Annotated in this window: 20 protein-coding genes; 10 read left to right on the top strand and 10 right to left on the bottom strand. The window is 67.7% G+C overall.

All coding sequences use genetic code 11. The features are described from left to right. The 7 genes from BGP17_RS05475 (at position 1) to BGP17_RS05445 (ending at position 6,351) form a co-directional block, all read left to right on the top strand. Positions 1-1,167 (top strand): D-alanyl-D-alanine carboxypeptidase family protein, encoded by a 1,167-nt coding sequence (locus tag BGP17_RS05475; RefSeq protein WP_167299090.1) that lies wholly within the window; start codon positions 1-3, stop codon positions 1,165-1,167. A gap of 73 nt (positions 1,168-1,240) precedes the next feature. Next, entirely contained in the window at positions 1,241-2,218 is a 978-nt protein-coding gene (locus BGP17_RS05470; protein ID WP_286711270.1) for a DNA polymerase III delta subunit-related protein, read from the top strand. A 53-nt stretch (positions 2,219-2,271) separates the two neighbouring features. Further along, positions 2,272-2,592, top strand: a complete 321-nt coding sequence (locus BGP17_RS05465) for a hypothetical protein (protein ID WP_167299088.1) — start codon at positions 2,272-2,274, stop codon at positions 2,590-2,592. A gap of 78 nt (positions 2,593-2,670) precedes the next feature. Beyond that, entirely contained in the window at positions 2,671-4,170 is a 1,500-nt protein-coding gene (gene metG, locus BGP17_RS05460; protein ID WP_167299087.1) for a methionine--tRNA ligase, read from the top strand. Continuing rightward, positions 4,167-4,946, top strand: a complete 780-nt coding sequence (locus BGP17_RS05455; protein WP_167299086.1) for a TatD family hydrolase — start codon at positions 4,167-4,169, stop codon at positions 4,944-4,946. The genes metG and BGP17_RS05455 overlap by 4 nt, the downstream gene beginning before the upstream one ends. Continuing rightward, complete coding sequence (locus tag BGP17_RS05450) at positions 4,943-5,710, top strand: MBL fold metallo-hydrolase (protein ID WP_286711269.1); 768 nt, start codon at positions 4,943-4,945, stop codon at positions 5,708-5,710. The genes BGP17_RS05455 and BGP17_RS05450 overlap by 4 nt, the downstream gene beginning before the upstream one ends. Then, entirely contained in the window at positions 5,707-6,351 is a 645-nt protein-coding gene (locus tag BGP17_RS05445; protein ID WP_167299084.1) for a retropepsin-like aspartic protease family protein, read from the top strand. Before BGP17_RS05450 ends, BGP17_RS05445 begins: the two co-directional genes overlap by 4 nt. Positions 6,352-6,358: 7 nt before the next feature. On the opposite strand, the gene BGP17_RS05440 is transcribed toward BGP17_RS05445, so the two are convergent. Both BGP17_RS05440 and BGP17_RS05435 read right to left on the bottom strand, forming a co-directional pair. Beyond that, positions 6,359-7,663, bottom strand: a complete 1,305-nt coding sequence (locus BGP17_RS05440) for an MBL fold metallo-hydrolase (RefSeq protein ID WP_286711268.1) — start codon at positions 7,661-7,663, stop codon at positions 6,359-6,361. A gap of 2 nt (positions 7,664-7,665) precedes the next feature. Next, complete coding sequence (locus BGP17_RS05435; protein WP_286711267.1) at positions 7,666-9,399, bottom strand: gluzincin family metallopeptidase; 1,734 nt, start codon at positions 9,397-9,399, stop codon at positions 7,666-7,668. A gap of 417 nt (positions 9,400-9,816) precedes the next feature. On the opposite strand from BGP17_RS05435, the gene BGP17_RS05430 reads away from it, so the two are divergent. Both BGP17_RS05430 and BGP17_RS05425 read left to right on the top strand, forming a co-directional pair. Then, entirely contained in the window at positions 9,817-10,296 is a 480-nt protein-coding gene (locus BGP17_RS05430; protein WP_286711266.1) for a PH domain-containing protein, read from the top strand. Next, the gene (locus BGP17_RS05425) at positions 10,289-11,731 is read left to right on the top strand and encodes a PH domain-containing protein (RefSeq protein WP_286711265.1); all 1,443 of its coding nucleotides are present in this window, start codon (positions 10,289-10,291) and stop codon (positions 11,729-11,731) included. The genes BGP17_RS05430 and BGP17_RS05425 overlap by 8 nt, the downstream gene beginning before the upstream one ends. Here the strand turns inward: BGP17_RS05425 and BGP17_RS05420 are convergent. The 7 genes from BGP17_RS05420 to BGP17_RS05390 form a co-directional block, all read right to left on the bottom strand. Next, positions 11,728-13,146, bottom strand: coding sequence for a cell wall hydrolase (locus tag BGP17_RS05420; RefSeq protein WP_286711264.1), 1,419 nt, complete (start codon positions 13,144-13,146; stop codon positions 11,728-11,730). The two genes, BGP17_RS05425 and BGP17_RS05420, sit on opposite strands and share 4 nt — an antisense overlap. 92 nt (positions 13,147-13,238) lie before the next feature. Further along, positions 13,239-13,556 (bottom strand): hypothetical protein, encoded by a 318-nt coding sequence (locus BGP17_RS05415; RefSeq protein ID WP_167299079.1) that lies wholly within the window; start codon positions 13,554-13,556, stop codon positions 13,239-13,241. A gap of 73 nt (positions 13,557-13,629) precedes the next feature. Next, positions 13,630-14,550 carry a cysteine synthase A gene (gene cysK / locus BGP17_RS05410; protein ID WP_286711263.1) on the bottom strand — a complete coding sequence of 307 codons (921 nt, stop codon included), beginning with the start codon at positions 14,548-14,550 and terminating at the stop codon, positions 13,630-13,632. Continuing rightward, on the bottom strand, positions 14,547-15,878 hold the full coding sequence (locus BGP17_RS05405; protein WP_167299077.1) for an MFS transporter: 1,332 nt from the start codon (positions 15,876-15,878) through the stop codon (positions 14,547-14,549). The genes cysK and BGP17_RS05405 overlap by 4 nt, the downstream gene beginning before the upstream one ends. A 122-nt stretch (positions 15,879-16,000) precedes the next feature. Beyond that, positions 16,001-17,392 carry an MFS transporter gene (locus tag BGP17_RS05400; protein ID WP_167299076.1) on the bottom strand — a complete coding sequence of 464 codons (1,392 nt, stop codon included), beginning with the start codon at positions 17,390-17,392 and terminating at the stop codon, positions 16,001-16,003. Positions 17,393-17,455: 63 nt separating this feature from the next. Next, positions 17,456-18,097 (bottom strand): hemerythrin domain-containing protein, encoded by a 642-nt coding sequence (locus BGP17_RS05395; protein WP_167299075.1) that lies wholly within the window; start codon positions 18,095-18,097, stop codon positions 17,456-17,458. 130 nt (positions 18,098-18,227) lie between these two features. After that, complete coding sequence (locus BGP17_RS05390; RefSeq protein WP_167299074.1) at positions 18,228-18,758, bottom strand: glycine zipper 2TM domain-containing protein; 531 nt, start codon at positions 18,756-18,758, stop codon at positions 18,228-18,230. Positions 18,759-19,081: 323 nt separating this feature from the next. Between BGP17_RS05390 and BGP17_RS05385 the strand changes: the two genes are divergently transcribed. Then, the gene (locus tag BGP17_RS05385; protein ID WP_380926241.1) at positions 19,082-19,414 is read left to right on the top strand and encodes a hypothetical protein; all 333 of its coding nucleotides are present in this window, start codon (positions 19,082-19,084) and stop codon (positions 19,412-19,414) included. Positions 19,415-19,432: 18 nt separating this feature from the next. Here the strand turns inward: BGP17_RS05385 and BGP17_RS05380 are convergent, their stop codons facing one another. Continuing rightward, the gene (locus BGP17_RS05380) at positions 19,433-20,920 is read right to left on the bottom strand and encodes a serine hydrolase domain-containing protein (RefSeq protein ID WP_286711262.1); all 1,488 of its coding nucleotides are present in this window, start codon (positions 20,918-20,920) and stop codon (positions 19,433-19,435) included. Positions 20,921-21,094 lie beyond the last annotated feature (174 nt).

Raw genomic sequence — 21,094 nt, 5'->3', positions numbered from 1 at the left:
ATGAAGAAGTTGCTTGCCGCATCGTTCCTGGCGCTTGCCGCCGCCCAGTCCACGAATGCCGCAGGCCCGCCGCCGTTCGATACGCCGGCGCCGATTGCGTATATGGAGGATATGTCCTCCGGCGCGGTGCTCTATGCCAAGGATGCGGACCGGCGGATCCCGCCGGCCTCGATGGCGAAGATGATGACGGTCTATGTCGCCTTCGACCTGATCAAGAAGGGCGAACTGAAGCTCGACAAGCAGATCGAAGTGACGCCCGAGACCTGGAAGAAATGGCATAGCCAGGGTTCGACCATGTTCCTCAGCGTCGGCCAGAAGCCGACCGTCTCCGATTTGCTCAAGGGCATCGTCACGCTGTCGGGCAACGATGCCTGCGTCGTGCTCGCGGAAGGCATTTCCGGCACCGAGGAAGCCTTTGTCCAGCGGATGAACGAGGCGGGCAAGCGCCTGGGCCTCACCAACAGCCATTTCGGCACCTCGAACGGCTGGCCCGACAATGGCGTGACCTATGTCACCGCACGCGACCTGGCGCATCTCGCCAAGGCGACGATCCAGGATCATCCGGACCTCTACAAGCAGTTCTACTCGCTCACCAGCTTCACCTGGGGCAAGACGCTGGGCGCCGGCGCCGACATCACCCAGGCGAACCGCGACCCGCTGCTCGGCAGGGTGCAGGGCGCCGATGGCCTCAAGACCGGCCATACCGACGAGGCCGGTTACGGCTTCACCGGTTCGGCCGAGCAGAATGGCCGCCGCCTGGTGATGGTGGTGGCGGGGCTCACCACTTATAACGGCCGCGCCGATGAATCGGTGAAGTTCATGAACTGGGGCTTCCGTGCCTGGCAGGCCCGCCCGCTGGTCAAGAAGGGCCGCAAGGTGGGCGAGGTGCAGGTGCAGGGCGGCACGTCGGGCAGCGTCGGCGTGGTCGCCCCGCGCGACCTGACCGCCACCGTGCCCGCCGGCACCGCGCCCGAGATGCAGGCGCGCATCGTCTATAACGGCCCGGTCCAGGCCGGCTTCAAGGCGGGCGATCACATCGCCGACCTGGTGGTCGATTCGCCCGGCCTGCCGTCGCAGACCGTGCCGCTGGTGGCGGAGAAGGATGTGGGCGAGGCGGGCTTTTTCGGCCGCGCCTGGCGCGGCTTCTGGTCGCTGTTCGGGATGTGATCGCGGAAGCGGATCCCGCCTCCCTTGCCGCCGTCCCCGGGCTTGCGGGGACGACAAGGTCTGAACGGTCTCGATGGCCCTGATCGGCAACGAATCCGCCCATGAGGCACTGGCCGCCGCGATGCGGAACGGCAATCTTCATCATGCCTGGCTGATCGCCGGGCCGGAGGGGGTGGGCAAGGGCATGTTCGCGAGGGCGGCGGCGCTGCGCATGCTTGCGGAGGCCGCGGGGCGCGACCGGCTCGCCCCTGGCTGGACGGTGCCGCCCGAGAGCCAGACCGCCCACTTGATCGAGGCGGGCGCGCATCCGGACTATCGCGAGCTCGTCCGCCTGCCCAAGGATCCGGACAAGCCCGACGAAGCGCTGGCCCGTTCGATCACGATCGCGCAGGTCCGCTCGCTCCAGGCGCTGTTCGCGACCAAGCCGAGCTTCTCGCCGCGTCGGGTTATCGTGATCGACGCGATCGACGATCTCGAGCGCGGCGGCGCCAATGCGCTGCTCAAGAACCTGGAGGAGCCGCCGGCGGGGACGATCTTCCTGTTGGTGAGCCATGCGCCGGGCCGGCTGCTGCCGACGATCCGCTCGCGCTGCCGGCTGTTGCGCTTCGAGGCGCTGGACGATGGGGACGTGGCGGCGATCCTGCGCGACCAGCTGCCCGATGCCACGACGGGCGAGATCGCGGCGCTGATCAAGGCGGGCGAAGGCTCGCCGGGCCGGGCGCTGGGCTTTGCCGGGCTCGACATCGCATCGATCGAGAGCGAGATGGCGGCGCTGGCCGATACCGGGGATCCGTCCAATCTGATCCGCGCGCGTCTCGCCAAGCTGCTCGGCGCCAAGGCCGCGCAGCCGCGGTACGAAGCGTTTCTCGAGCGCGCGCCGAGCTTCATTGCCGAGCGGGCGAAATCCCTTTCCGGGGATGCCCTGCGCACGGCGCTCGATGCCTATGCCGCCGCGCGCGAGCTGAGCGGCGCCGCGGCCGGCCTGTCGCTCGACGCCTCCGCCACCGTGTTCGAAATGGGCGGCATCCTTGCGCGGCTGAGGCGTATTTAACGCTGCCTTAGGCAAAGCGGGCTATCTCGCCTCTGGAGCAAGAGGGGATTTCCATGGGCGCGATCACCGGCATTTCTGGCATCGGCAGCACTGCGGCCGCACAGCCGGCCGCCACCAACGGCGCCGGCGACACCAAATTCGACGCGATCCTGGAAGCGTTCAAGAAGGCCGCGAGCGAGACGCCCGAGCAGCGCGCTCGCGACGCAGTGCTCAAGAAGCACGACCTTTCCGAAGAGGATTACAAGAAGCTGCCGGCCCGACAGAAGGAAGCGATCGACAAGGAGATCGCCGCGGCGGTGCGCAAGGTGCACGAACGCAAGACCGGCGTGGCGATCGGCGACTCGCCGGTGCCGACCGCGAAGCTGTTCGGCTGAACCTGCACGCCGCCCATGCTTCCCCGCAAGGGCGCGAGGCGGGGTGACGCGGCGAAAGTGATCGCCTAAAGCGCCCGGATGGCCGAGCCTTTCTACATCACCACCGCGATCCACTATCCCAATGGCCGTCCGCATATCGGGCATGCCTATGAGATGATCGCCGCCGACGCGATCGCCCGGTTCCAGCGCGCGCAGGGCCGCGACGTCTTCTTCCAGACCGGCACCGACGAGCATGGCCTCAAAATGGTCAAGACGGCGCGCGAACGCGACATGACCGCGCGCGAGCTTGCAGACGAGATGTCCGGATATTTCAGTGAGATGGCTGAGAAACTTGATATCTCGTCCGATCGTTTCATCCGCACTTCGGAGGCCGATCACTACAAGGCCAGCCAGGCGATCTGGCAGGCGATGGCCGATGCCGGCGACCTGTATCTCGATCGCTACGAGGGCTGGTATTCGGTGCGCGACGAGGCGTTCTACGAGGAGAAGGAACTGGTCGAGGGGGAAGGGGGCGTGAAGCTCTCGCCCCAGGGCACGCCGGTGGAGTGGACGGCGGAGGAGACCTGGTTCTTCCGCCTGTCCAAGTACCAGCAGCCGCTGCTCGACCTCTACGCGGCCAATCCGGACTTCATCCGCCCGGAATCGCGCCGCAACGAGATCCTGCGCTTCGTCGAGGGCGGGCTGGCGGACCTGTCGGTCTCGCGTACCAGCTTCGATTGGGGCGTGCCGGTGCCGGGCTCGCCCGGGCATGTCATGTATGTCTGGGTCGATGCGCTGACCAACTATCTGACCGGCGCGGGCTATCCCGACGACAGCGCGCGGCTGGCGCGCTACTGGCCGGCGGACATCCACCTGATCGGCAAGGATATCGTCCGCTTCCACACCGTCTATTGGCCGGCCTTCCTGATGTCGGCGAAGATCGCGCTGCCGAAGCAGGTGTTCGGGCATGGTTTCCTGCTCAATCGCGGGGAAAAGATGTCCAAGTCGGTCGGCAATGTCGTCGATCCGATGGCGCTGGCCGAATATTACGGCGTCGACGCGCTGCGCTATTTCCTGCTGCGCGACGTGAGCTTCGGCAATGACGGCACGTTCAGCGACGAAGCGATCGTCACGCGTGCCAATGCCGATCTGTCCAACAGCTTCGGCAACCTCGCCCAGCGGACGCTCGCCTTCATCGCCAAGAATTGCGACGGGCGCGTCGAGGCCGGGCGCGCCGAGGAGGCCGATGCGGTGCTTCTCGCCGAGGTCGATACCGCCTGTGCCGGCTTCACGCGCGCCTTCGAGGATCTCGCGCTCAGCCAGGGGGTCGAACTGTGGATGACCGGCGTGTTCGCCTGCAACCAATATATCGACGCACAGGCGCCCTGGGGGCTGCGCAAGACCGATCCTGAGCGGATGCACGCCGTGCTCGGCACGCTGCTGCGCGCGATCCGGCGTCTTGCCGTCACGATTGCGCCGGTGGTGCCCGGCTCGGCGGCGAAGCTGCTCGCGCAGCTGGGGCCGGACGGGGATCGGGACTTCCGCATCGCGCCGCCGACCCCCATCTTCCCGCGGCTGGAGCTGAAGGAAGACGCGTGAACCTTGCCGACAGCCATTGCCACCTGATCTACAAGGGCCTGGGCGAGCAGCAGCCCGAAGTGCTCGCGCGTGCCCGGGCGGCCGGCGTGGTCGCGATGCTCAACATCTCGACCCGCGAGCGCGAATGGGACGAAGTGATCGGCGTCGCCGAGCGCGAGCCTGACGTCTGGGCCTCGGTCGGCATCCATCCGCACGAGGCCGACGAGCATCCCGACATCGATGCCGCCAGGCTGGTCGACAAGGCGCGCCACCCGCGCGTCGTCGGCATCGGCGAGACCGGGCTCGACTATTATTACGACCATAGCGACCGGGATCGCCAGCGGGCGAGCTTCCGCGCGCACATCGCGGCGTGCCGAGAGACCCAGCTGCCGCTGATCGTGCACACCCGCGATGCCGAGGCGGACACCGCCGAGATCCTGCGCGACGAGATGGCGAAGGGCGCCTTTCCCGGCGTGATCCACTGTTTCACCGCGAGCGGGGCGTTCGCCGATATCGCGCTCGATCTCGGCCTCTATATCTCGATCTCGGGCATCGTGACCTTCAAGAACGCGCATGACCTGCAGGCGACCGCGGCGCGGCTGCCCCGCGATCGCCTGCTGATCGAGACCGATGCTCCCTTCCTTGCCCCGGTGCCGCATCGAGGGAAGACGGGGGAGCCGGCCTTCGTCGCCGACACCTGCCGCTTCCTCGCCAATCTGCGCGGCGAGGATCCCGATGCGCTGGCGGAGGCTACCCGCGCGAACTTCCACAAGCTGTTCGCCAAGACGCGGGCATGAAGCTGCGCATCCTCGGCTCCGGCACCTCGTCCGGCGTGCCGCGGATCGGGAACGACTGGGGCGCTTGCGATCCCGCCGAGCCAAGGAACCGGCGTACCCGCGCCTCGGCGCTGGTGTGGACCCGGACGACCCGGGTGCTGATCGACACCAGCCCGGACTTTCGCGAGCAGGCGCTGGCGGCGGGGATCACCGATCTCGATGCGGTGATATGGACGCATGATCATGCCGATCATTGCCACGGCATCGACGACCTCCGGCAGATCATGCATGCGCGGCAAGGGGAGCCTGTGCGCGGCCTTGCCCGGCCCTTTGCGCTGGAGCAGCTGGAGAAGCGCTTCGCCTATGCCTTCCGGGGCAGCAAGCTCTACCGGCCGACCGTGGCGATCGCGCCGCTGCCCGATGCAATTACGATCGGCGATATCCATATCCGCGTCGTGGATCAGCCGCACGGAGGGATAAGCTCCGCGGGGCTGCGCTTCGAGAGTGATGGTAAATCCATGGCATACGCCATAGATTTCAACGAGATGACGCAAGATATGCGTAGCTTGTATCAGGATCTGGATGTCTGGGTGGTCGATTGCCTCCGCCGGGCGCCGCACCCGACGCACGCGCACCTCGATGCCGTGCTGGGCTGGGTGCGGGAACTGGCGCCGCGGCGCGCAGTGCTCGCCCATATGGACAATTCGATGGACTATGCGACGCTCGCGGCAACGCTGCCTGCCGGAGTCGAGCCCGGCTTTGACGGCATGGAGGTTGCGATATGAGTGACGACCGCATCATCCAGCTGCTGCTGTTGCTCGGCGCGCTGATGCTGGCGCTCAAGGCCTTGTCGTCCCACCGCGTCACCTTGCGCGGCCTGTTGCAGACCCTCGTGCTCTGGGCGATCATCGGCGTGACTGCGGTGATCGTGATGTATCATCGCCAGGAACTGGGCGGGCTGCTGGCGCGCGCCTCTGAGAAGCTCGGCTATGAGCAGCAGGTGGTTCAGGGCGAGACGGTGCGGATCAAGATGAGCCCGGATGGGCATTTCTGGGCGCGCGTGCAGATCAACGGAGTCGAGCGGCGCATGCTGGTCGACAGCGGCGCGACGATCACCGCCATTTCGCGCGACACCGCCGAGGCGGCCGAGGTCAAGCCTGCCCTGGCGCCGCCGATGCTGATCGAAACCGCCAATGGCACGGTTCAGGCGCAGCCGGCGCGGGCCGACAATGTCGCGATCGGGCCGCTATCGACGCGCGACTTGCCCCTGGTGGTGGGCGACAGCTTCGGCGATCTCGATGTGCTGGGCATGAACTTCCTGTCGCGCCTCAAGTCCTGGCGCGTCGAGGATCGCACCCTGATCCTCGAACCGCGCAAGGGCATCGAAGCGCGCGGAACCGCACCGCGATCGCAGGCGCGCGAATAGCCGCCGGTCAACGCAGGTCCAGCACGACCTCCTGATAGAGCGCATCGGGCTCCAGCGCTTCGGTCGAGTAGAGATTCGACTGCGCGTCGAGCTCGGTGACCAGCGTCCGGCGGGGCACTTCGGTCTTGCGGTCCTCGCTGCCATGCTTGCCGTGCTTGGTCGACAGCACCGAGGTCAGGCGGCCGGGGCCGCTCCGGTCCGATTTCTTGGTGAAGCGGCGCCACATGCTGCGCGGCGTGGCGTTCCGGCTGCCATGATGGCCGACCTTGTAGAGATCGACGTCGTCGAGCAGCGATGCCATGTCCGATTGCAGCGCATAGGCCCAGTTCTCGATCTGCGCATCGCCCGGGAATAGCAGGGTCTTCGAGCCGGCCTTGAGCAGCAGGATGACGCTGGTGTTGTTCATCTGCGCATCGAGTGCGCGCACCAGCCCGACCAGCATCTCGGTATTGGCGGCATCGATCCGATCCTGGAGCCAGCGATGCTCGAGCAGGGGCTTCGAGCGCAGCCGATGCCTGGCGTTCGGGAAGAGGAGCTTGCCTTCGTCGCCGATCGCCAGCGCGTCATTGAGGCGCTTCGGGGCAAGTTGCCAGAACTCGTCGGGATCGCTCGAGCGCTGCTTGCGGATCGTGTCGGTCTGCCGCAGCGTGGGCGGGCCGAGGACGTGCACGTCCATGCCCGGAAGCGCCGAGGCGAGCCCCAGGTCGCAGCCATGATAGGCATAGCGTTTCTCGCCGGGCATCGTCCGCAGATTGTCGATCGCCGATCGGTTCGAGAGATTGTCCTGCCCGATGAAGCGGAGCTGCTCGGCCAGCGCCTTGGGAAGGTGCCCGGCCTGGGCGTCGGCAAAGGCCACCAGCGTGCCGGCGGCATCCTCCATGGCCTGGAGCGACGCACGGCGCTGCCGCAATGCCTGTCCGGTGACGCTGGCGTCGGGCCCTTCCCAATCAAGGGGTGCTTCCGGGGCCTCGGTCCAGGGCTGCACGATGAAGCGCGGGTCGAGCGCGCGGATCACGTCGCCCGATCCCACGCCGTCCCTGGTCGCGAAACCGCTGATATGGTCGGCATGGCGATGCGTGGCGACGAGCACGTCGAGGCGCCGGTCGGGATCGCCCTCGCGCACCTTTCCCTGGATGTCCTGGGCGACCTGGAGCATCTGCGTCTTCTCGGCATGCTCGGGCAAGCCGGTCGTGCCGAAGTCGATCAGCATGTGGCGCAGTGCGCCGCCGGCATAGGCGAAGCGCACAAGGATGCAGTCGCCAAAGCCGACCTGATAGGCATAGATCGTCGCGGTTTCCGGAGCGGCTGGCATGTTCAGGCTCCCATGCGTTGCTGGTGAAGGGCCGCGAAGCGGAGCCGGTCGGGCGCTGCCGGCGCACCGATCTGCCCGGTATCGACCATATATTGCGCGCGTGCCAGCTGGCGTTCGGCGTCCTCCAGCCGATTGGCGATATGATATTTCACTCGGCCATATTGATCGAGGATCACCACGCCGCCGCCATAGGCGGTGTAGCGGTCGCTGCTCCGCATGCCCTCCGGCCGCTCGGTGCCGAGCACGGCCTTGAATTCGGCACCGAACAGATCGGCGCGCTGCACATATTGGCAGACCGTCTCGTGCAGCGCGATGCCGTCGGGGCCGATCCGGCTTGCCGGGTCGATCGAAATCACCTCGGAATAGGCGCGGGGGCTGAGCCCGAGCGTCTCGCGATTCTCCCAGAGGAAGCGGAACAGCTCGTCCCGGCTTCGGGTCATCGCCTGATAGTTCGATCGGGCATAGGTCAGCCTGCCGTCGGCGGGGTAGCGTTGCCAGCATCCCTCGGCGTCGCAGGTGGCGCCCTGCGGGCGGATGCCGTATCGCTCGAACATGGTGCGGATCACCGTGCGATATCCCCATTCGTCCTCGGGGACGAGTTCGCGGTCGGCAGTGAGCAGCGCACTGAGATACTGGCCGAAATCGAGATCGGTCGGCGGGCAGTAGTCGAGCGCGCGGATCGCCATGTTGAGCAGGTGCCCGGCGAGCTTCGCGCCCTCTTCGACGACTGCGTCCAGATTGTAGCTGTCGCCCGCGAAGCGCCCGAGCTCCGCGATCCGCTCGCTCCAGAGCTCGACAAAGGCGTTCATCATCGCCGCGACGAGGATCTCGCCGCGCGCATGTTCCTCCACTTCGCCGTGGAGCAGGTGGGCCGCTTCGGGAGTGAGCTCGACCGAGCGGCGAAGCGCGCCGCGCTGGCCGGTTTCGAGCGCCTCGCCGACCTCGCGGGCCACGCCGAGCAGGATCGAGTTGCGGATCGCGTCGGCGGTGAGCTTGCCGACCGCGACGAGCCGGATGGTGCGGTCCGCGTCGACGAAACGGCTGTCTTCCCCGATCGCGGCGGCGACGACAGGCTTGAGGGAGAAGATCGACAGCAGGGCGACGATATCGGCAAAGCCCTCGTGGAACGCTGCCTGGTCGGGGCCGGAAGGCTCGCTGAAGCGGGACCGCAGGCCGTCCAGCAGCGCGTGTGCCGTCTCGTGCGCGACGATGTCGTGGCTCAGGCAGGTGAAAACCGGCTGGCCGTCCTGCCGGAAGAAATAGCCGAACATCAATGCCCGGTCGGGCTCGGAATAGAAGGCATTGGCCTGGGCGAAGGCGTGCGGCGCGATGTGCAACTGGTGGCCGCCGGAACTCCAGCTCACCCGCCGCCCCAAGGCGCGCTCGAAGGCGCCCAGCGTGCGCATCGCGATCGCATAGGTGTTCTGCGCGTGGAAGTTCGGGTCTGCAAGCAGCCGCTTCTGATAGGCCGGATCCTCTCGCGTCTCACCCGGGAGGGGCGCGAACGGATCGACCAGCATTCCGTCGCCGGCCTGATATTCCTGCTGGTCCAGATAGGTGCGTCGCTCGGTCGCGTTATAGTCGACGACCTTGATTCGATAGCCGGTCGGCCCCTTGGCCAGGATTTCCGCGGGCACGCTGACTTCCACGAACGCCATCGGCCCCCCTGGCCCCAGGCGCAGTCCCGGATCCTTGGCGATGATCGTGAGCTTGCGTGTTGGTGGCGGTTCGGACACGCGATAATTCCCCCTCGGTCTCCCGACGACGCAAGATAATCGCTTCGTTCATGAAAGCCAAGTGAGGCGTTCGGCCTGTCAATCGATCGGATCGAGAGCATATCCGTTTCGGCTTTTTCCCCCTGTGCGGAAATTATTCCGGAATTTTCTGTAATTGCCGTTGTAAAACCATGGAAGGCATCGCAAATTGTTGCGCATATGCGTGAAGATTCGTCGATCTATACTTTGATTTCATCCGATTATGCGTTGGATGCACTCGGAATTCGATTCCGGAATGGCTGCACATCCCGAGACGGGGCGCAATCGGCGTGCCGAGAGGAAGGGGCGCCTGGCCCCTTGCGCGAATTCCGGAAACTTCGCCCTGCTCCGGCACTGCTAGTGCTTGAGTGAAATAAGACACTCGGTGATACTCCTTTCATGACCCTGGCCATCGTTCCGCTCATGCCGCTCGAGCGCGGGCAGCTTCACGTGATTCGCCTGCGCGCCGTCCGCACCGCGCTCATCCTGCTCGCGGCGGCGGTCGCGGGGGAATTCTTCGTGCCGGAACTGCCGATGCCCGGAGCGATCCTCGCGCCCGCGCTGCTGGTCGCCCTGTGGATCGCCGGCTTCGCGCCGGGGCGGCGCTGGCGGCGCTGGGGCTATGCCTTCACCGGCGGCGAGGTTCATGTCGAACATGGCTTGTGGACGCGGGTGCACACGATCGTTCCGACGCTGCGCGTCCAGCATATCGACGTGGCACAGGACGTGCTGGAGCGGCTGTTCGGGGTCGCCACGCTCGTCCTTCACACGGCGGGCACCGATACCAATGTGGTGATCCTGCCCGGCATCGCCCGCTCCACCGCAGAGGAAATCCGCGACGCGATCCGCGAGCGCATCGGCGGCGCGCAACATGATTGATCCCGGCGCCGCGCCCCGACGGCTCCACATCCTCACCGTGATCATGCGCTTCGTGAAGCGTGCGCCTTCCACGGTGATACTCCCGCCGCTGATTCTCGGCTTTGCGGGGCGCGAGTTCCACCCGGCGCTGGCATTGGGGGCCTTTGCGGCCATTGCGGCGGCGGTGATCCTTTCCACTTGGCTGGGCTGGTGGAGCTTCACCTACCGGATCGGCGCGGAAGAGGTGCTGATCCAGCACGGGGTCCTCCAGCGCCGCCGTCGGTCGATACCGCGCGGCCGGATCCAGGACGTGTCGATCGAGCGCAGCCCCTTTGCCCGCGTCTTCGGACTGGCGGTGGTCAAGCTCGAGACGGGCGGTGGCGAAGCCGAGGAGGCGAGGCTCGACAGCGTCTCCATGGCCGAGGCGGAGCGCCTCCGCGCCCTGTTGCGCGGCCATCGGCCGGTCGCCGAAATACGGGCGGGCGCCGAGGCGCCGGTGCAGCCCGGGCGCCGCATCGTCTTCGCCATGTCGCTCGGCCGGGTGCTGCTGTGCGGCGTGTTCGGCTTCTCGATGATCTGGATCGCGGCGATCTTTGGCGCGATCCATTCGCTGGACCGGGTGCTGAAGCTCGACTGGGAGAAGCTGTTCGGCGAGGCCGAGCGCTTCGCTTTCGCCCGATTCAGCATTCTCGCGCTGTTCCTGGTGCTGGCAATGGCCCTGCTGCTGTGCCTGATCGCCGGCGTGGCGCGCACGCTGCTCAAGGACTATGGCTTCACGCTCACGCATGAATCGGGCCGTTTCCGCCGTATCCGGGGGCTGCTCACGCGCTCGGAAGTGGTCATCGCCGATCGCCGCATCCAGCTGGGCCTGGTCCGCCGCGGGGCGATCAGCGGGCGGCTGGGCTGGAACAGCGTCGAGGTGCAGACGCTCGGCGGCAGCGCCGACCGGGCGGGCCGCCAGGAAATGGCGCCGTTCGCCACGGCGGAAGAGGCCGCACAGGTGGTCGCCGCCACGCCGCTCCCGCCTTTTCAGCGCCCGGGGCTGCGTCCGGTGGCACCGGCCCATATCCTGCGCTTCGCGATCCACCACGGCATGCCGATCGTGCTGGTCCCGGGCATTGCCGGCTTCTTCCTGTCGCCGCTGTGGTGGGGGCTGCTGCTGGCGCCCGCGCCGGTGATCCTGGCGATCTTCCAGCGCGCCGGGCATCGCTATGCGCTGCGCGACACCAGCCTGCAGGTGATGCGCGGCGTGCTCTCGCAGCGCGACTGGATCGTGCCCATCGAATCGATCCAGACGCTCACGGTGCGCCGCAGCTGGCTGCAACGCCGGCTGGGCGTGGCGACGGTGACGGTGGATACGGCGGGCGCGAGCGGTTGGCATCGCCCCGATGTGAGCGACGTTCCGTTCGATTCCGCGCTCGCGCTGGCCCGGGCGCTCACGGCCCGAGGCGATTAGCGCGGTTCGGGCGTCGGGCGCGGCGTCGGCGAGGGCTTGGGGGCGGGCAGGGTGAGGCTCACCATGGCCTTGTCCTGTGCAGGCGTGCCGGCGGGCGGTGCCGCCACCTCGGCCTTGCGGCGGATGCCGGCGAGCGGGGCGGGGGCGGCAATGGGAGTGGCTCCGGGGATCGGCGGGGCGACGGTGGCGGGCGCTGCCTCGGCCGGGATCTGGGCACGCATGCACTGGACCGGGCTCGGGCGGCGGAACTGGCCGCAATTCCACAACGCCTTGGCAAAGCCTTGCGTCTCGTCGCGCAGATAGCTGAACGACATGGTCGAAACCTGGGCGCTGGAGAGCGGCAACCTGGCCGGAGTCTGCTTCGCATCCGCCCAGGCCATGAACTTGCAATAGGGCCGCTCGCCGCACGTACGGATGGCCAGCGCCGCGAACGCGTCCGGGTTGATCCCCTTGGGCAAGGTGAGCATGAAGTTGTTCGAGTCGCCGCCCTCGGCCGCCATCGGGGCGGGAACGGCGCTCTGGGGGATCGATGCGGGATCGACAAAGGCGCCGTCGGTCCCGACCGCGCCGGGCAGCAGCGTTTCGAGCGAGGGATCGCTCTGGAAGGCGCCGGGCGACAGCCGGGCCATCAGCGCGATATTGGGCTCGATGCCCGCATAGGTGCGGTTGAACGCCGGCGGCGTGCCCCACCAGCCGGTCCAGCGGAAGAAGAGGTGCGTGCTGACCTCGGTGATCTTCTCGAGGCTGGCGCTCCAATAGGGAACAACCCAGTCGGTGTGATAATGCGTCGCATGGCCCACCGGCTTGTAGACCGAGCCGGTCAATGCGGCGCGGGCGATGTAGCGCGCGCGCTCCCAGGCGGTGGCGGTGGGCGTATAGCGCAGCATCGCGCCATCGCAGGTGAACGTGAACTGGCAGCCGGTCGAGCGCTCCGAGCCCTGGAACACGACGCCGCAGATCGTCTTGGGAAAGGCCGGGTGGCGTGCGCGGTTGATGATCACCTGCGCGACCGCCCGCTCGCCCACCGCATCGTCGCCGGCCTCGTAATAGACTGCTGCAGCGAGGCAATCGACGGCGCGGGCCCGGCTATCCTCGGCACCGTAGATATTGAACGGCCGGGCCGCCGGATTGGGCAGGGTCGAGAAGGGAATGGACGCATTCCAGGTGCGCGCGTCGTCCGGCGTCACGACCTGAAGCTCGACCGGCTCCACTTCCGGCAGTTCGGTCTTCGGCACCACTCGGTGCGATACCTTCACCGGCGCGGGCTTGTGCACCACCGCGCGCGGGGTATGCGTGACCAGCCACAAGGGCAGCGCGACCGCCGCAAGCATGAGGAGGCCGAGCAATGCCATCAGCACTGGCGGCACGCGGACGGAGAATGCTCCGGCGGTGGGAAAGGAAGGGACGGTCGCCATGGGGTCGCCGCCCATAACGCAGAAGTCGCGAAGTTGGAACCATTGCGGCGCCGGAACGCCGCAATGCCCGGATCAGTGCGTCCGACGCGCGCTCAGTTCGGCCAGAAGCCGGTTGCCTCGCACATGTCCCAATGATCGGCAGCGCCCAGCTTGCACGCCGCCGCGGTGGCGCCCGTGCAGAGCTTCACTTCGCGCTGATAGCGCTTGTAGCAGCTCTCCGGACGAGCGGGCGCGGACGGCTTGGCGACCAGTGCGGCCGTTCGCACGGGTTTCGATACGGAAACTGGGGTGGCCGCCAAGCTGCGCGCCTCGGCCGGTGTTTCCAGCCCGCGCTGCTTCCCCCCGAAAGCAAGCGGCCACCCCAGATAGATGGCGAGCATGACGCTCACCAGGATCATTGCATTGCGCACGAAGTTCCCCCCGGAAACGACGTTTTCCCCGACTCGGGAAATCTAGCGTTAATCCGGCGTTAATTCCAGTGCCTCAGCTCTCGGGAAGAAAGTCCGGGACGCTCAGATAGCGCTCGCCTGTATCATAATTGAACCCCAGGACGCGGGTCCCATCCGGGAGATCGGGCAATTTCTGTAGAATCGCGGCCAGCGTCGCGCCCGAGGAGATGCCGACGAGCATGCCTTCCTCGCGCGCGGCGCGGCGGGCCATGTCCTTGGCGACGCCCGCATCGACCTTGATCACGCCGTCGATCGCGTCGGTGTGCAGGTTGCGCGGCACGAAGCCGGCGCCGATGCCCTGGATCGGGTGCGGGCCCGGCTGGCCGCCCGAGATTACCGGCGAGAGCTCGGGCTCGACCGCATAGACCTTGAGATTCGGCCAGCGCTTCTTGAGCGTCTCGGCGACGCCGGTGATGTGGCCGCCGGTGCCCACGCCGGTGATGACCACGTCGATCGGCGAATCGGCGAAGTCGTTCAGGATCTCCTGCGCGGTGGTGCGCACGTGCACGTCGATGTTCGCCGGGTTCTCGAACTGCTGCGGCATCCAGGCGCCGGGCGTCGTCTCGACGATCTCCATCGCGCGCTCGATCGCGCCCTTCATGCCCTTCTCGCGCGGCGTCAGGTCGAAGGTGGCGCCATAAGCGAGCATCAGGCGGCGGCGCTCGATGCTCATGCTCTCCGGCATCACCAGGACGAGCTTGTAGCCCTTCACCGCGGCGACCATCGCCAGGCCCACGCCGGTATTGCCGCTGGTCGGCTCGACGATCGTGCCGCCCGGCTGCAGGCTGCCGTCCCGCTCCGCCGCTTCGATCATCGCCAGCGCGATGCGGTCCTTGATCGAGCCGCCGGGATTGGTCCGTTCGGACTTGATCCAGACTTCGGCGTCCGGAAACAGCTTGCCCGCGCGGATATGGGGCGTGTTGCCGATCGTCTCGAGGATCGTGTTGGCCTTCATGTCATCATCTCCTTGGGAGGAATCTCGAGATTGGCCGGAGGATCGAAGGTGCGAGCCCGCCTGAGCTCCGGGAATAGCTTGGCCCATGCCAGTGTGACAAGGATCGCGCCCACGCCGCCGCCCACCACTGCGGCGACCGGCCCGATCAGCGCGGCGAGGAAACCCGATTCGGCCTCGCCCAGCTCGTTCGAGCCCGAGATGAACAGCGTGGAGACCGCGCCGACGCGGCCGCGCATCTCGTCCGGCGTGTAGAGCTGGATCAGCGACTGGCGGACATAGACCGAGACCATGTCGGCCGCGCCGAGCACGAACAGCGCGAACAGCGCCACCATCACCGCGGGCGCCGTGTCGTGCCCCACTGCGGCCGGGCCGAGCACGGGCACGAGCAGCGGGGCGGAAAGGCCGAAGATCACTGTCGCCACGCCGAACAGGGCGACCGCCAGCAGCATCTTCACGCCGACGTCGCTCTTCAGCGGCCGCCAGGAGAAGAACACCGCCGTGGCGACGGCGCCGACCGCGGGCGCGGCGCGCAGATGGCCGAGCCCTTCCGAGCCCACCTGGAGGATGTCGCGGGCATAGACGGGCAGCATCGCGGTCGCGCCGCCGAGGAGCACCGCGAACAGGTCGAGCGAGATCGCGCCGAGCACCAGCCGGTTGCGACGGACATAATGGAGCCCGTCGATCATCTGCGCCCAGGGGCTGCCGCTGAACTTGCGCGCGCTGCGCGGCACGTCGCCGATCAGCATGAGCAGGACGAAGGAGACGAGGAACAGGCCGCCCGCCACTGCGTAGGAGAGCCAGTCGGCAACCGCATAGAGATAGCCGCCCATGGCCGGGCCGATCACCGTGCCGATCTGCCAGGACAGCGAGCTCAGCGCGATCGCGGTGGGCAGGATCGCCTTGGGCACCAGATTGGGCGAGAGCGCGCTCAGCGCCGGGCTGGCAAAGGCGCGCGCCACGCCGAGCAGCGCGGCGATGCCGAACAGCGCGGGCAGGCCGATCGTGCCGGTATAGGTCAGCACGCCCAGGCTGATCGCGCAGAACGCCTCGAGCGCCACCGCGGCGCGGGCGATCCAGCGCCGGTCGAGCCGATCCGCCACCCAGCCGGCGAAGAGCGAAAGGAACAGCAGCGGCAGGAACTGGGCGACGCCGATCAGCCCGAGCTGGAAGGCGGCTTCCTTCACCGTCATCGTCCGGCGGGCGATGTCGTATACCTGCCAGCCGATCACGATCACCATCGCCATCTGCCCGAGCGTCGTCGAGAGCCGGGCGAGGAAATAGAGGCGAAAATTGGGAACGGCGAACGGATGCGTTGCTTCGGCGGCCATGCAAGGGCCTCTAGGCGCTTCCGCGGGGCCACCGCAACGCGCGATTGCGTGCGAAGGGCCAAGTAGAGATATCAGCCGGGAATTCCGCGTCGACGCCGGGGCCGGGCATGCCGCTTGCCGCTTCAGCGCAGCTTGGCGGGCTGGACGTCCTCGGTCTCGGCGAAGCGCGGGTTGCGGATGGCGGGGCGCAGGCGCGCCAGGCTGCACAGGCCGGCAATGGCGGCGAGGCCGGCCGCCACCAGGGGCGGCACCGTGCCGCCGCCGATGCCGATCGCAAGCAGCGCGGCCACCAGCGTGGCGCCGGTCGTCTGCCCGACCATCCGGGTCGTGGAGATGAGCCCGCCGGCCGCTGCCGCGCGATCGATCGGGGCCGAGCCGATGATCAGCCGGGCGTTGGGCGAGAGGAACATGCCGAATCCGGCCCCGGTGAGCGACATGCGCCAGGCAATGTCGAACCAGCTGGGATCCACGGGCAGGAAGGCGAGGAAGAGCAGTCCCGCCACTGCGATGACCATGCCGATCCCGCCCAGCGCCCCGGCGGGGTAACGATCCGACAGCGAGCCGGCGAGCGGTGCGACGATCATCGTGGTGAGCGGCCAGGGCGCGATCACCGCGCCCACCTCGGACGGGGCGAAGCCATAGCCATGCTGCAGCCGGAAGGGCAGCGACAGGAGCAGCGTCATCGTGGCGATGAAGGCAGTATAGGCACCCACCACGGAGAGGGCGAGCACCGGCCGGGTGAGCAGGTCGACCGGCAGGATCGGCTTGGGCTCGCGCATCTCGCGGCGGACGAAGAACAGGCCGATCACCGCGCCGGCGACCACCACCGCCGCCGAGACGACGGGGCTGTCGCCATGCACGGCGCTCTCCAGGCCGCCGATCACCAGCCCGAACATGCCGGCGCACAGCAACGCTCCCAGCACGTCGAACGGCTCGTCCCGCGCGGGCGTGTCGGGCAGGGCGCGGCCGAACAACAGGCTGGCGACGGCGAAGGGCACTGCCGAGGCGAACACCCAGGGCCAGGGCCCCACCGCCAGCACCAAGCCGCCGATGGTGGGCGCGAGCGCGGCCGAGCTCGACACCACCACCGAGTTGATGCCGAGGCCACGGCCCAGATGTTTCGCGGGATAGATCCGGCGAATCAGCGCCGAGGAGACGCTGAGCGCCGCAGCCGCGCCCGCCGCCTGCGCCGCGCGGACGATGAGCAGGAACGGCAGGCTCTCGGCGAAGAAGCACAGCACCGTCGCCACGGTGAAGACCAGCTGCCCGGCCTGGTACATCCGCTTGAGCCCGATCCGCTCGCCCAGCCCGGCAAAGGGCAGCAGCAGCATCACCAGCGTCAGCTGATAGACGGTGACGACCGAGACCGCCGCGGAGCTGTCGACGTGCAGGTCCCTGGCGATGGTGGGCAACGCCACGGTGGCGATCGCGCCGTCGATCACCACCAGCGCCGTACCGAAGGAGACGGCGGCGATGGCGAGCGTGCGGCGCGGCAAGGGAAGGCCATCGGTCATCCACCTGCTCAGTGCCTCAACCCGCCGCCGGGTTCCAGTGGAACCCGCATCGTGTGCGGTTGGTTATTTTCGCAATCGAAACCAGATACTTGGAGGCTTTATATGGGCAAGGGCATCTTGTTGTGGCTGCTCGGCATCCCGATTCCGATCATCCTTCTGATCCTGATCTTCTGGCACTGATCCGACTCGGGGCGGTTCGACGCGCGGTTTCGCCCCGAAGATCAGCTCGCGAATTTCCCACGCATCCGCGACATAGCGATGGTCCGGCTTGCCGGGGCAGGCGCCCTGATCGTCGACGGGCAGCCGGGAGAGCAGCGGCAGGATATCGGTCGCCTCGCTTTCGAGCCGCTCGCGGATGCGCGCCGTCAGCCAGCGAGTCGAGCGGGCATAGATGCCCCACTGCGCCTCGCTCGGGAAACCGTGCCAGCGGGTGACGTGCTCGCGGAAATCGGCGACCAGGGCGGCAGTCTCCGCGCTCGCATGGCTGGCCATGTGCGCCACTTCGCCGCCCACCTCGTCCATGAGGGGGCCATAGACCTGGCCCTCCATCCTGGCGAAATGCATCAGCAGGTCGCGCGTGAACAGCCAGCGCCGAAAGCCCAGCCCCTCGATGCTTGCGGGCCGCGGGCCGGAGACGAGCGCCTCGAGCGCATCGGCATTGGCCAGGATATGGCCGTGCTGCCGCAGCACGCGGTCCACGGGCATGGCGCGACTCCTCATATCCCCCATATCGGCCCATCATGCCTGCACGGGCGTGAAGTCGCGGCTCAGGAGCTGTCCCCATCGGGAAAGCTACGGAGGCCCCGCCGCCGCGGCGACGGGGCCTCCGATCGGGTCAGCGGCAGCGGACCTGGTCGCGGTCCACCGAGCTGCCGAGCGCACCGCCGGCGATCGCGCCGAGCAGCGTGCCCACCGTCTTCGAGCGCCCGCCGGCAATGACGTTGCCGAACAGACCGCCCGCCGCGGCGCCCACGATCAGGCCGGTCGTGCCGTCCGAGCGCTTGCAGTAATATTTGCCGTCCTGTCCGCGATAGATGCGATCGTCCTGCGTCAGCACGCGCTCCTGATAGCCCGGGGGCGGCGCGCGATAGTCGCGGGCCGCATCATAATATTCCTCGTCGCGCGGATCGTAATAGCCGCCGCGCGGCGGCGGGGGCGGCGGGGCGACGACCGGGCGGGACTTGTAGGCGCGATACCGCTCGAGCGCCTGCTGGAACTGATCATATTCCCGCTCGAAGCGCTGCTGCGCGGCGTCGAAGCGGGCCTCCTCGTCCTGCCCGTAGACGGGGCCGCGCTGCGCCATGGCCGGCGTCGCGACCGCCAGGCTGGCCGCAGCGACTGCGGCGAGGGTTACCAGATGCTTCATTGTGTCTTCTCCTTCCCGAAGGCCCATACGGCCAGGGACGCTGAAACGTTCCGGACATGCGCGTGAAGCCGTGCTGAACGGACGGCGCCGATGCGGCGGAACCGCAAGGGAGCGAGGCGGATCGTTTCGGCGCAGGGATGGCGGGCCGTGCCGCATGATGCAACCTGTCGGGCTCTGGATGGTTTGCAAGCCGCGCGCGGTCCCGCGGCGCGGGTGCAGGAGAGGACAGGGGCGATGCGACGATCCGATGGCAACGAGAATGCCATATCCGAAGCTGGGGTCTTGCTGCGCCGCAGCAGGAATTGCCATAAGGGCGCATGTTCTTGAGTCACGAAGCCGACCCGCCTGCCGCTCCCGCGCCGATCACGCCGATGGTCCTGGAAGGGATCGTGCGCCAGAAATGCCTGGCCGCGACCTATAATCGCACCGCGATGATCCTCGCCCCGCATATCCTCTACACGCGCCACGATGCGCTCCATGTCGATGCCGTTGTCGTCTCCAAGGAAGGCCTGCCGCCGCGCGAGGAGAAGATCGGCACGTTCAAGCTCGACGGGCTGAAGGACGTGGCGGTGCTGGAGCAGGCATTCGTGCCGAGCGCGCTGTTCGATCCCGGCCTCGATAAATATCGGGGCGAGACGCTGATGGCAGTGGCCTGAACTCCGGTTCGCTCCGCCCTAGGGCGCTTTTTCCAGCTTCGCGATCATCTGCGTCGCATTGTCGTTGGCCGGATTGAGCGCGAGCGAGCGCCGATATTCCGCGATCGCGCCGGCCTTGTCGCCGGTGGCCGCGATCGCCTCGGCCAGGCTGTCATGCGTGTTCCAGCTGTCCGGAAATTGCGCTGCGTTCCAGGCGAAGATGCCCCGTGCGGCCCGGGGCGATGTGCCGAGCAGGCGGTAGCCCCAGTTGTTCATGCGGTCCTCGGTCAGGTGCAGGTCGGGGAAGCGCGCCCTGGTCGCGGCGATCGTGCCGGGCACGTCGGCATAGTTGCTCCGCTCCAGCGCCGCCTCCAGCGCCTTCAGGCCGAGCGGCGGGCCGAACAGCGCGGTGTGGATGGCGTCGGCGAGCGCCTGGCTCGTGTCCTGCGCTGCGGCGCTGTTGGCGAGGACGACCGCGCCATAGCGCCGGGCCGGATAGAAGTCGCAATAGCTCGACTGGCCGAAGGTGCCGCCCGAATGGCGCAGATAGGTCTGGCTGTCGGCGGTCTTGGCGATCACCCAGTGGAAGCCGACCGCCCTCGTCTCGGGCGTGCCGAACAGCGGCCGGTGGGTGCGGGCGATGGCGGGATCGCCTGCAGAGATGTGGGCGGCGACGTAGCGCGCCATGTCCACCGCCGAATAGCGCAGCCCACCCGCGGCGCGGATCGCCGGCATGTCGAGCGTCGGCGCCTCCACGCCCTTGCTGCTGTAGCCGGTGACGAGCAGGCCGGGCGGGACGGCGCCGCCGCCGGCGCGCATGCCGAGCGGCTTCTCGACGAAGCGCGTGAGCAGCGCGTCATAGGGCGCGCCATAGATGCGCTCGGCCAGTACGCCCTGGAGCTGCGAGGCGGTGTTGCTGTGGCGCGGCGTGCGGCCGGGCACGTCGAGCAGGGTTACCGTCTTGAGATCGGTGAGGAAATTTGCCGGGTCATAGCTTTTGAGCAGCTTCGACACCTCGACGAGGAGTTGTTCGGGCGGCACCTTGCCGAAGAAGCCGCTCCAGTCGGGCAGATTGTCCTGCAGCGCCGAAGTGGTGGTGACCAGGTCGGCGAGGCGGATCGGGCGGCCGTCGCGGACGAGATTGTCATATCCCGGCGGCAGGTGCCGGCGGACATCGTCGTCGATCCGGGCGCGGCCTTCCTCGATCGCATGGGCGAGGAGCAGGCTGGTGAAGGTCTTGGAGATCGAGCCGATCTCGTGGACGGCGTGCTCGGTGGCGGGGGCGTTGGTGGTGCGCGAGATCACGCCGGCATTGTAGAAGTGGGTGCTGCCGTCGCGGATCACGGCGACCGAGACGCCGGGCGCCTTGCCGCTCGCCACGAAATCATCGACCAGCGCCTGGACCGGATCCGCGGCGACGGCCGCGCGCGCCAGGCCGGGGAGGAGGAGCGTGGCGCCGGCCGCGGCGGGCATCAGCGCGAGGAGGCGGCGGCGGTTGAGGCGGAGGGCGGGGGCGTTCTGCTGCATGGTATCTCCCTTTTGCCGTGACGCTACATTTGTAGCCATGGCTGCGTCAAGGGTGTGATGATAGGGTAAGACACGTTGGCGCTAGGGATGGTCTTGCCGGCCTGTGGCTGTTGCAATGTAGGATCTTGAATGTTCTTGAAATGTTCCTGTCGAGGCAAATGTGCCGCGGCAGAG

Origin of the sequence: Sphingomonas sp. 67-41 (genome assembly GCF_001899725.1) — a bacterium.
In the GTDB taxonomy this organism is placed as follows: domain Bacteria; phylum Pseudomonadota; class Alphaproteobacteria; order Sphingomonadales; family Sphingomonadaceae; genus Sphingomonas; species Sphingomonas leidyi.
Note: the sequence above shows the minus strand (reverse complement) of the source record. Positions and strands in the feature narration are given on the sequence as shown.

Bases quoted from the DNA above. Each gene is read 5' to 3' on its own strand.
- BGP17_RS05475 (WP_167299090.1), top strand. From the start codon at position 1: ATGAAGAAGTTGCTTGCCGCATCGTTCCTGGCGCTTGCCGCCGCCCAG.
- BGP17_RS05470 (WP_286711270.1), top strand. From the start codon at position 1,241: ATGGCCCTGATCGGCAACGAATCCGCCCATGAGGCACTGGCCGCCGCG.
- BGP17_RS05465 (WP_167299088.1), top strand. From the start codon at position 2,272: ATGGGCGCGATCACCGGCATTTCTGGCATCGGCAGCACTGCGGCCGCA.
- metG (WP_167299087.1), top strand. From the start codon at position 2,671: ATGGCCGAGCCTTTCTACATCACCACCGCGATCCACTATCCCAATGGC.
- BGP17_RS05450 (WP_286711269.1), top strand. From the start codon at position 4,943: ATGAAGCTGCGCATCCTCGGCTCCGGCACCTCGTCCGGCGTGCCGCGG.
- BGP17_RS05445 (WP_167299084.1), top strand. From the start codon at position 5,707: ATGAGTGACGACCGCATCATCCAGCTGCTGCTGTTGCTCGGCGCGCTG.
- BGP17_RS05440 (WP_286711268.1), bottom strand. From the start codon at position 7,663: ATGCCAGCCGCTCCGGAAACCGCGACGATCTATGCCTATCAGGTCGGC.
- BGP17_RS05430 (WP_286711266.1), top strand. From the start codon at position 9,817: ATGACCCTGGCCATCGTTCCGCTCATGCCGCTCGAGCGCGGGCAGCTT.
- BGP17_RS05425 (WP_286711265.1), top strand. From the start codon at position 10,289: ATGATTGATCCCGGCGCCGCGCCCCGACGGCTCCACATCCTCACCGTG.
- BGP17_RS05420 (WP_286711264.1), bottom strand. From the start codon at position 13,146: ATGGCGACCGTCCCTTCCTTTCCCACCGCCGGAGCATTCTCCGTCCGC.
- cysK (WP_286711263.1), bottom strand. From the start codon at position 14,550: ATGAAGGCCAACACGATCCTCGAGACGATCGGCAACACGCCCCATATC.
- BGP17_RS05405 (WP_167299077.1), bottom strand. From the start codon at position 15,878: ATGGCCGCCGAAGCAACGCATCCGTTCGCCGTTCCCAATTTTCGCCTC.
- BGP17_RS05400 (WP_167299076.1), bottom strand. From the start codon at position 17,392: ATGACCGATGGCCTTCCCTTGCCGCGCCGCACGCTCGCCATCGCCGCC.
- BGP17_RS05395 (WP_167299075.1), bottom strand. From the start codon at position 18,097: ATGCCCGTGGACCGCGTGCTGCGGCAGCACGGCCATATCCTGGCCAAT.
- BGP17_RS05390 (WP_167299074.1), bottom strand. From the start codon at position 18,758: ATGAAGCATCTGGTAACCCTCGCCGCAGTCGCTGCGGCCAGCCTGGCG.
- BGP17_RS05380 (WP_286711262.1), bottom strand. From the start codon at position 20,920: ATGCAGCAGAACGCCCCCGCCCTCCGCCTCAACCGCCGCCGCCTCCTC.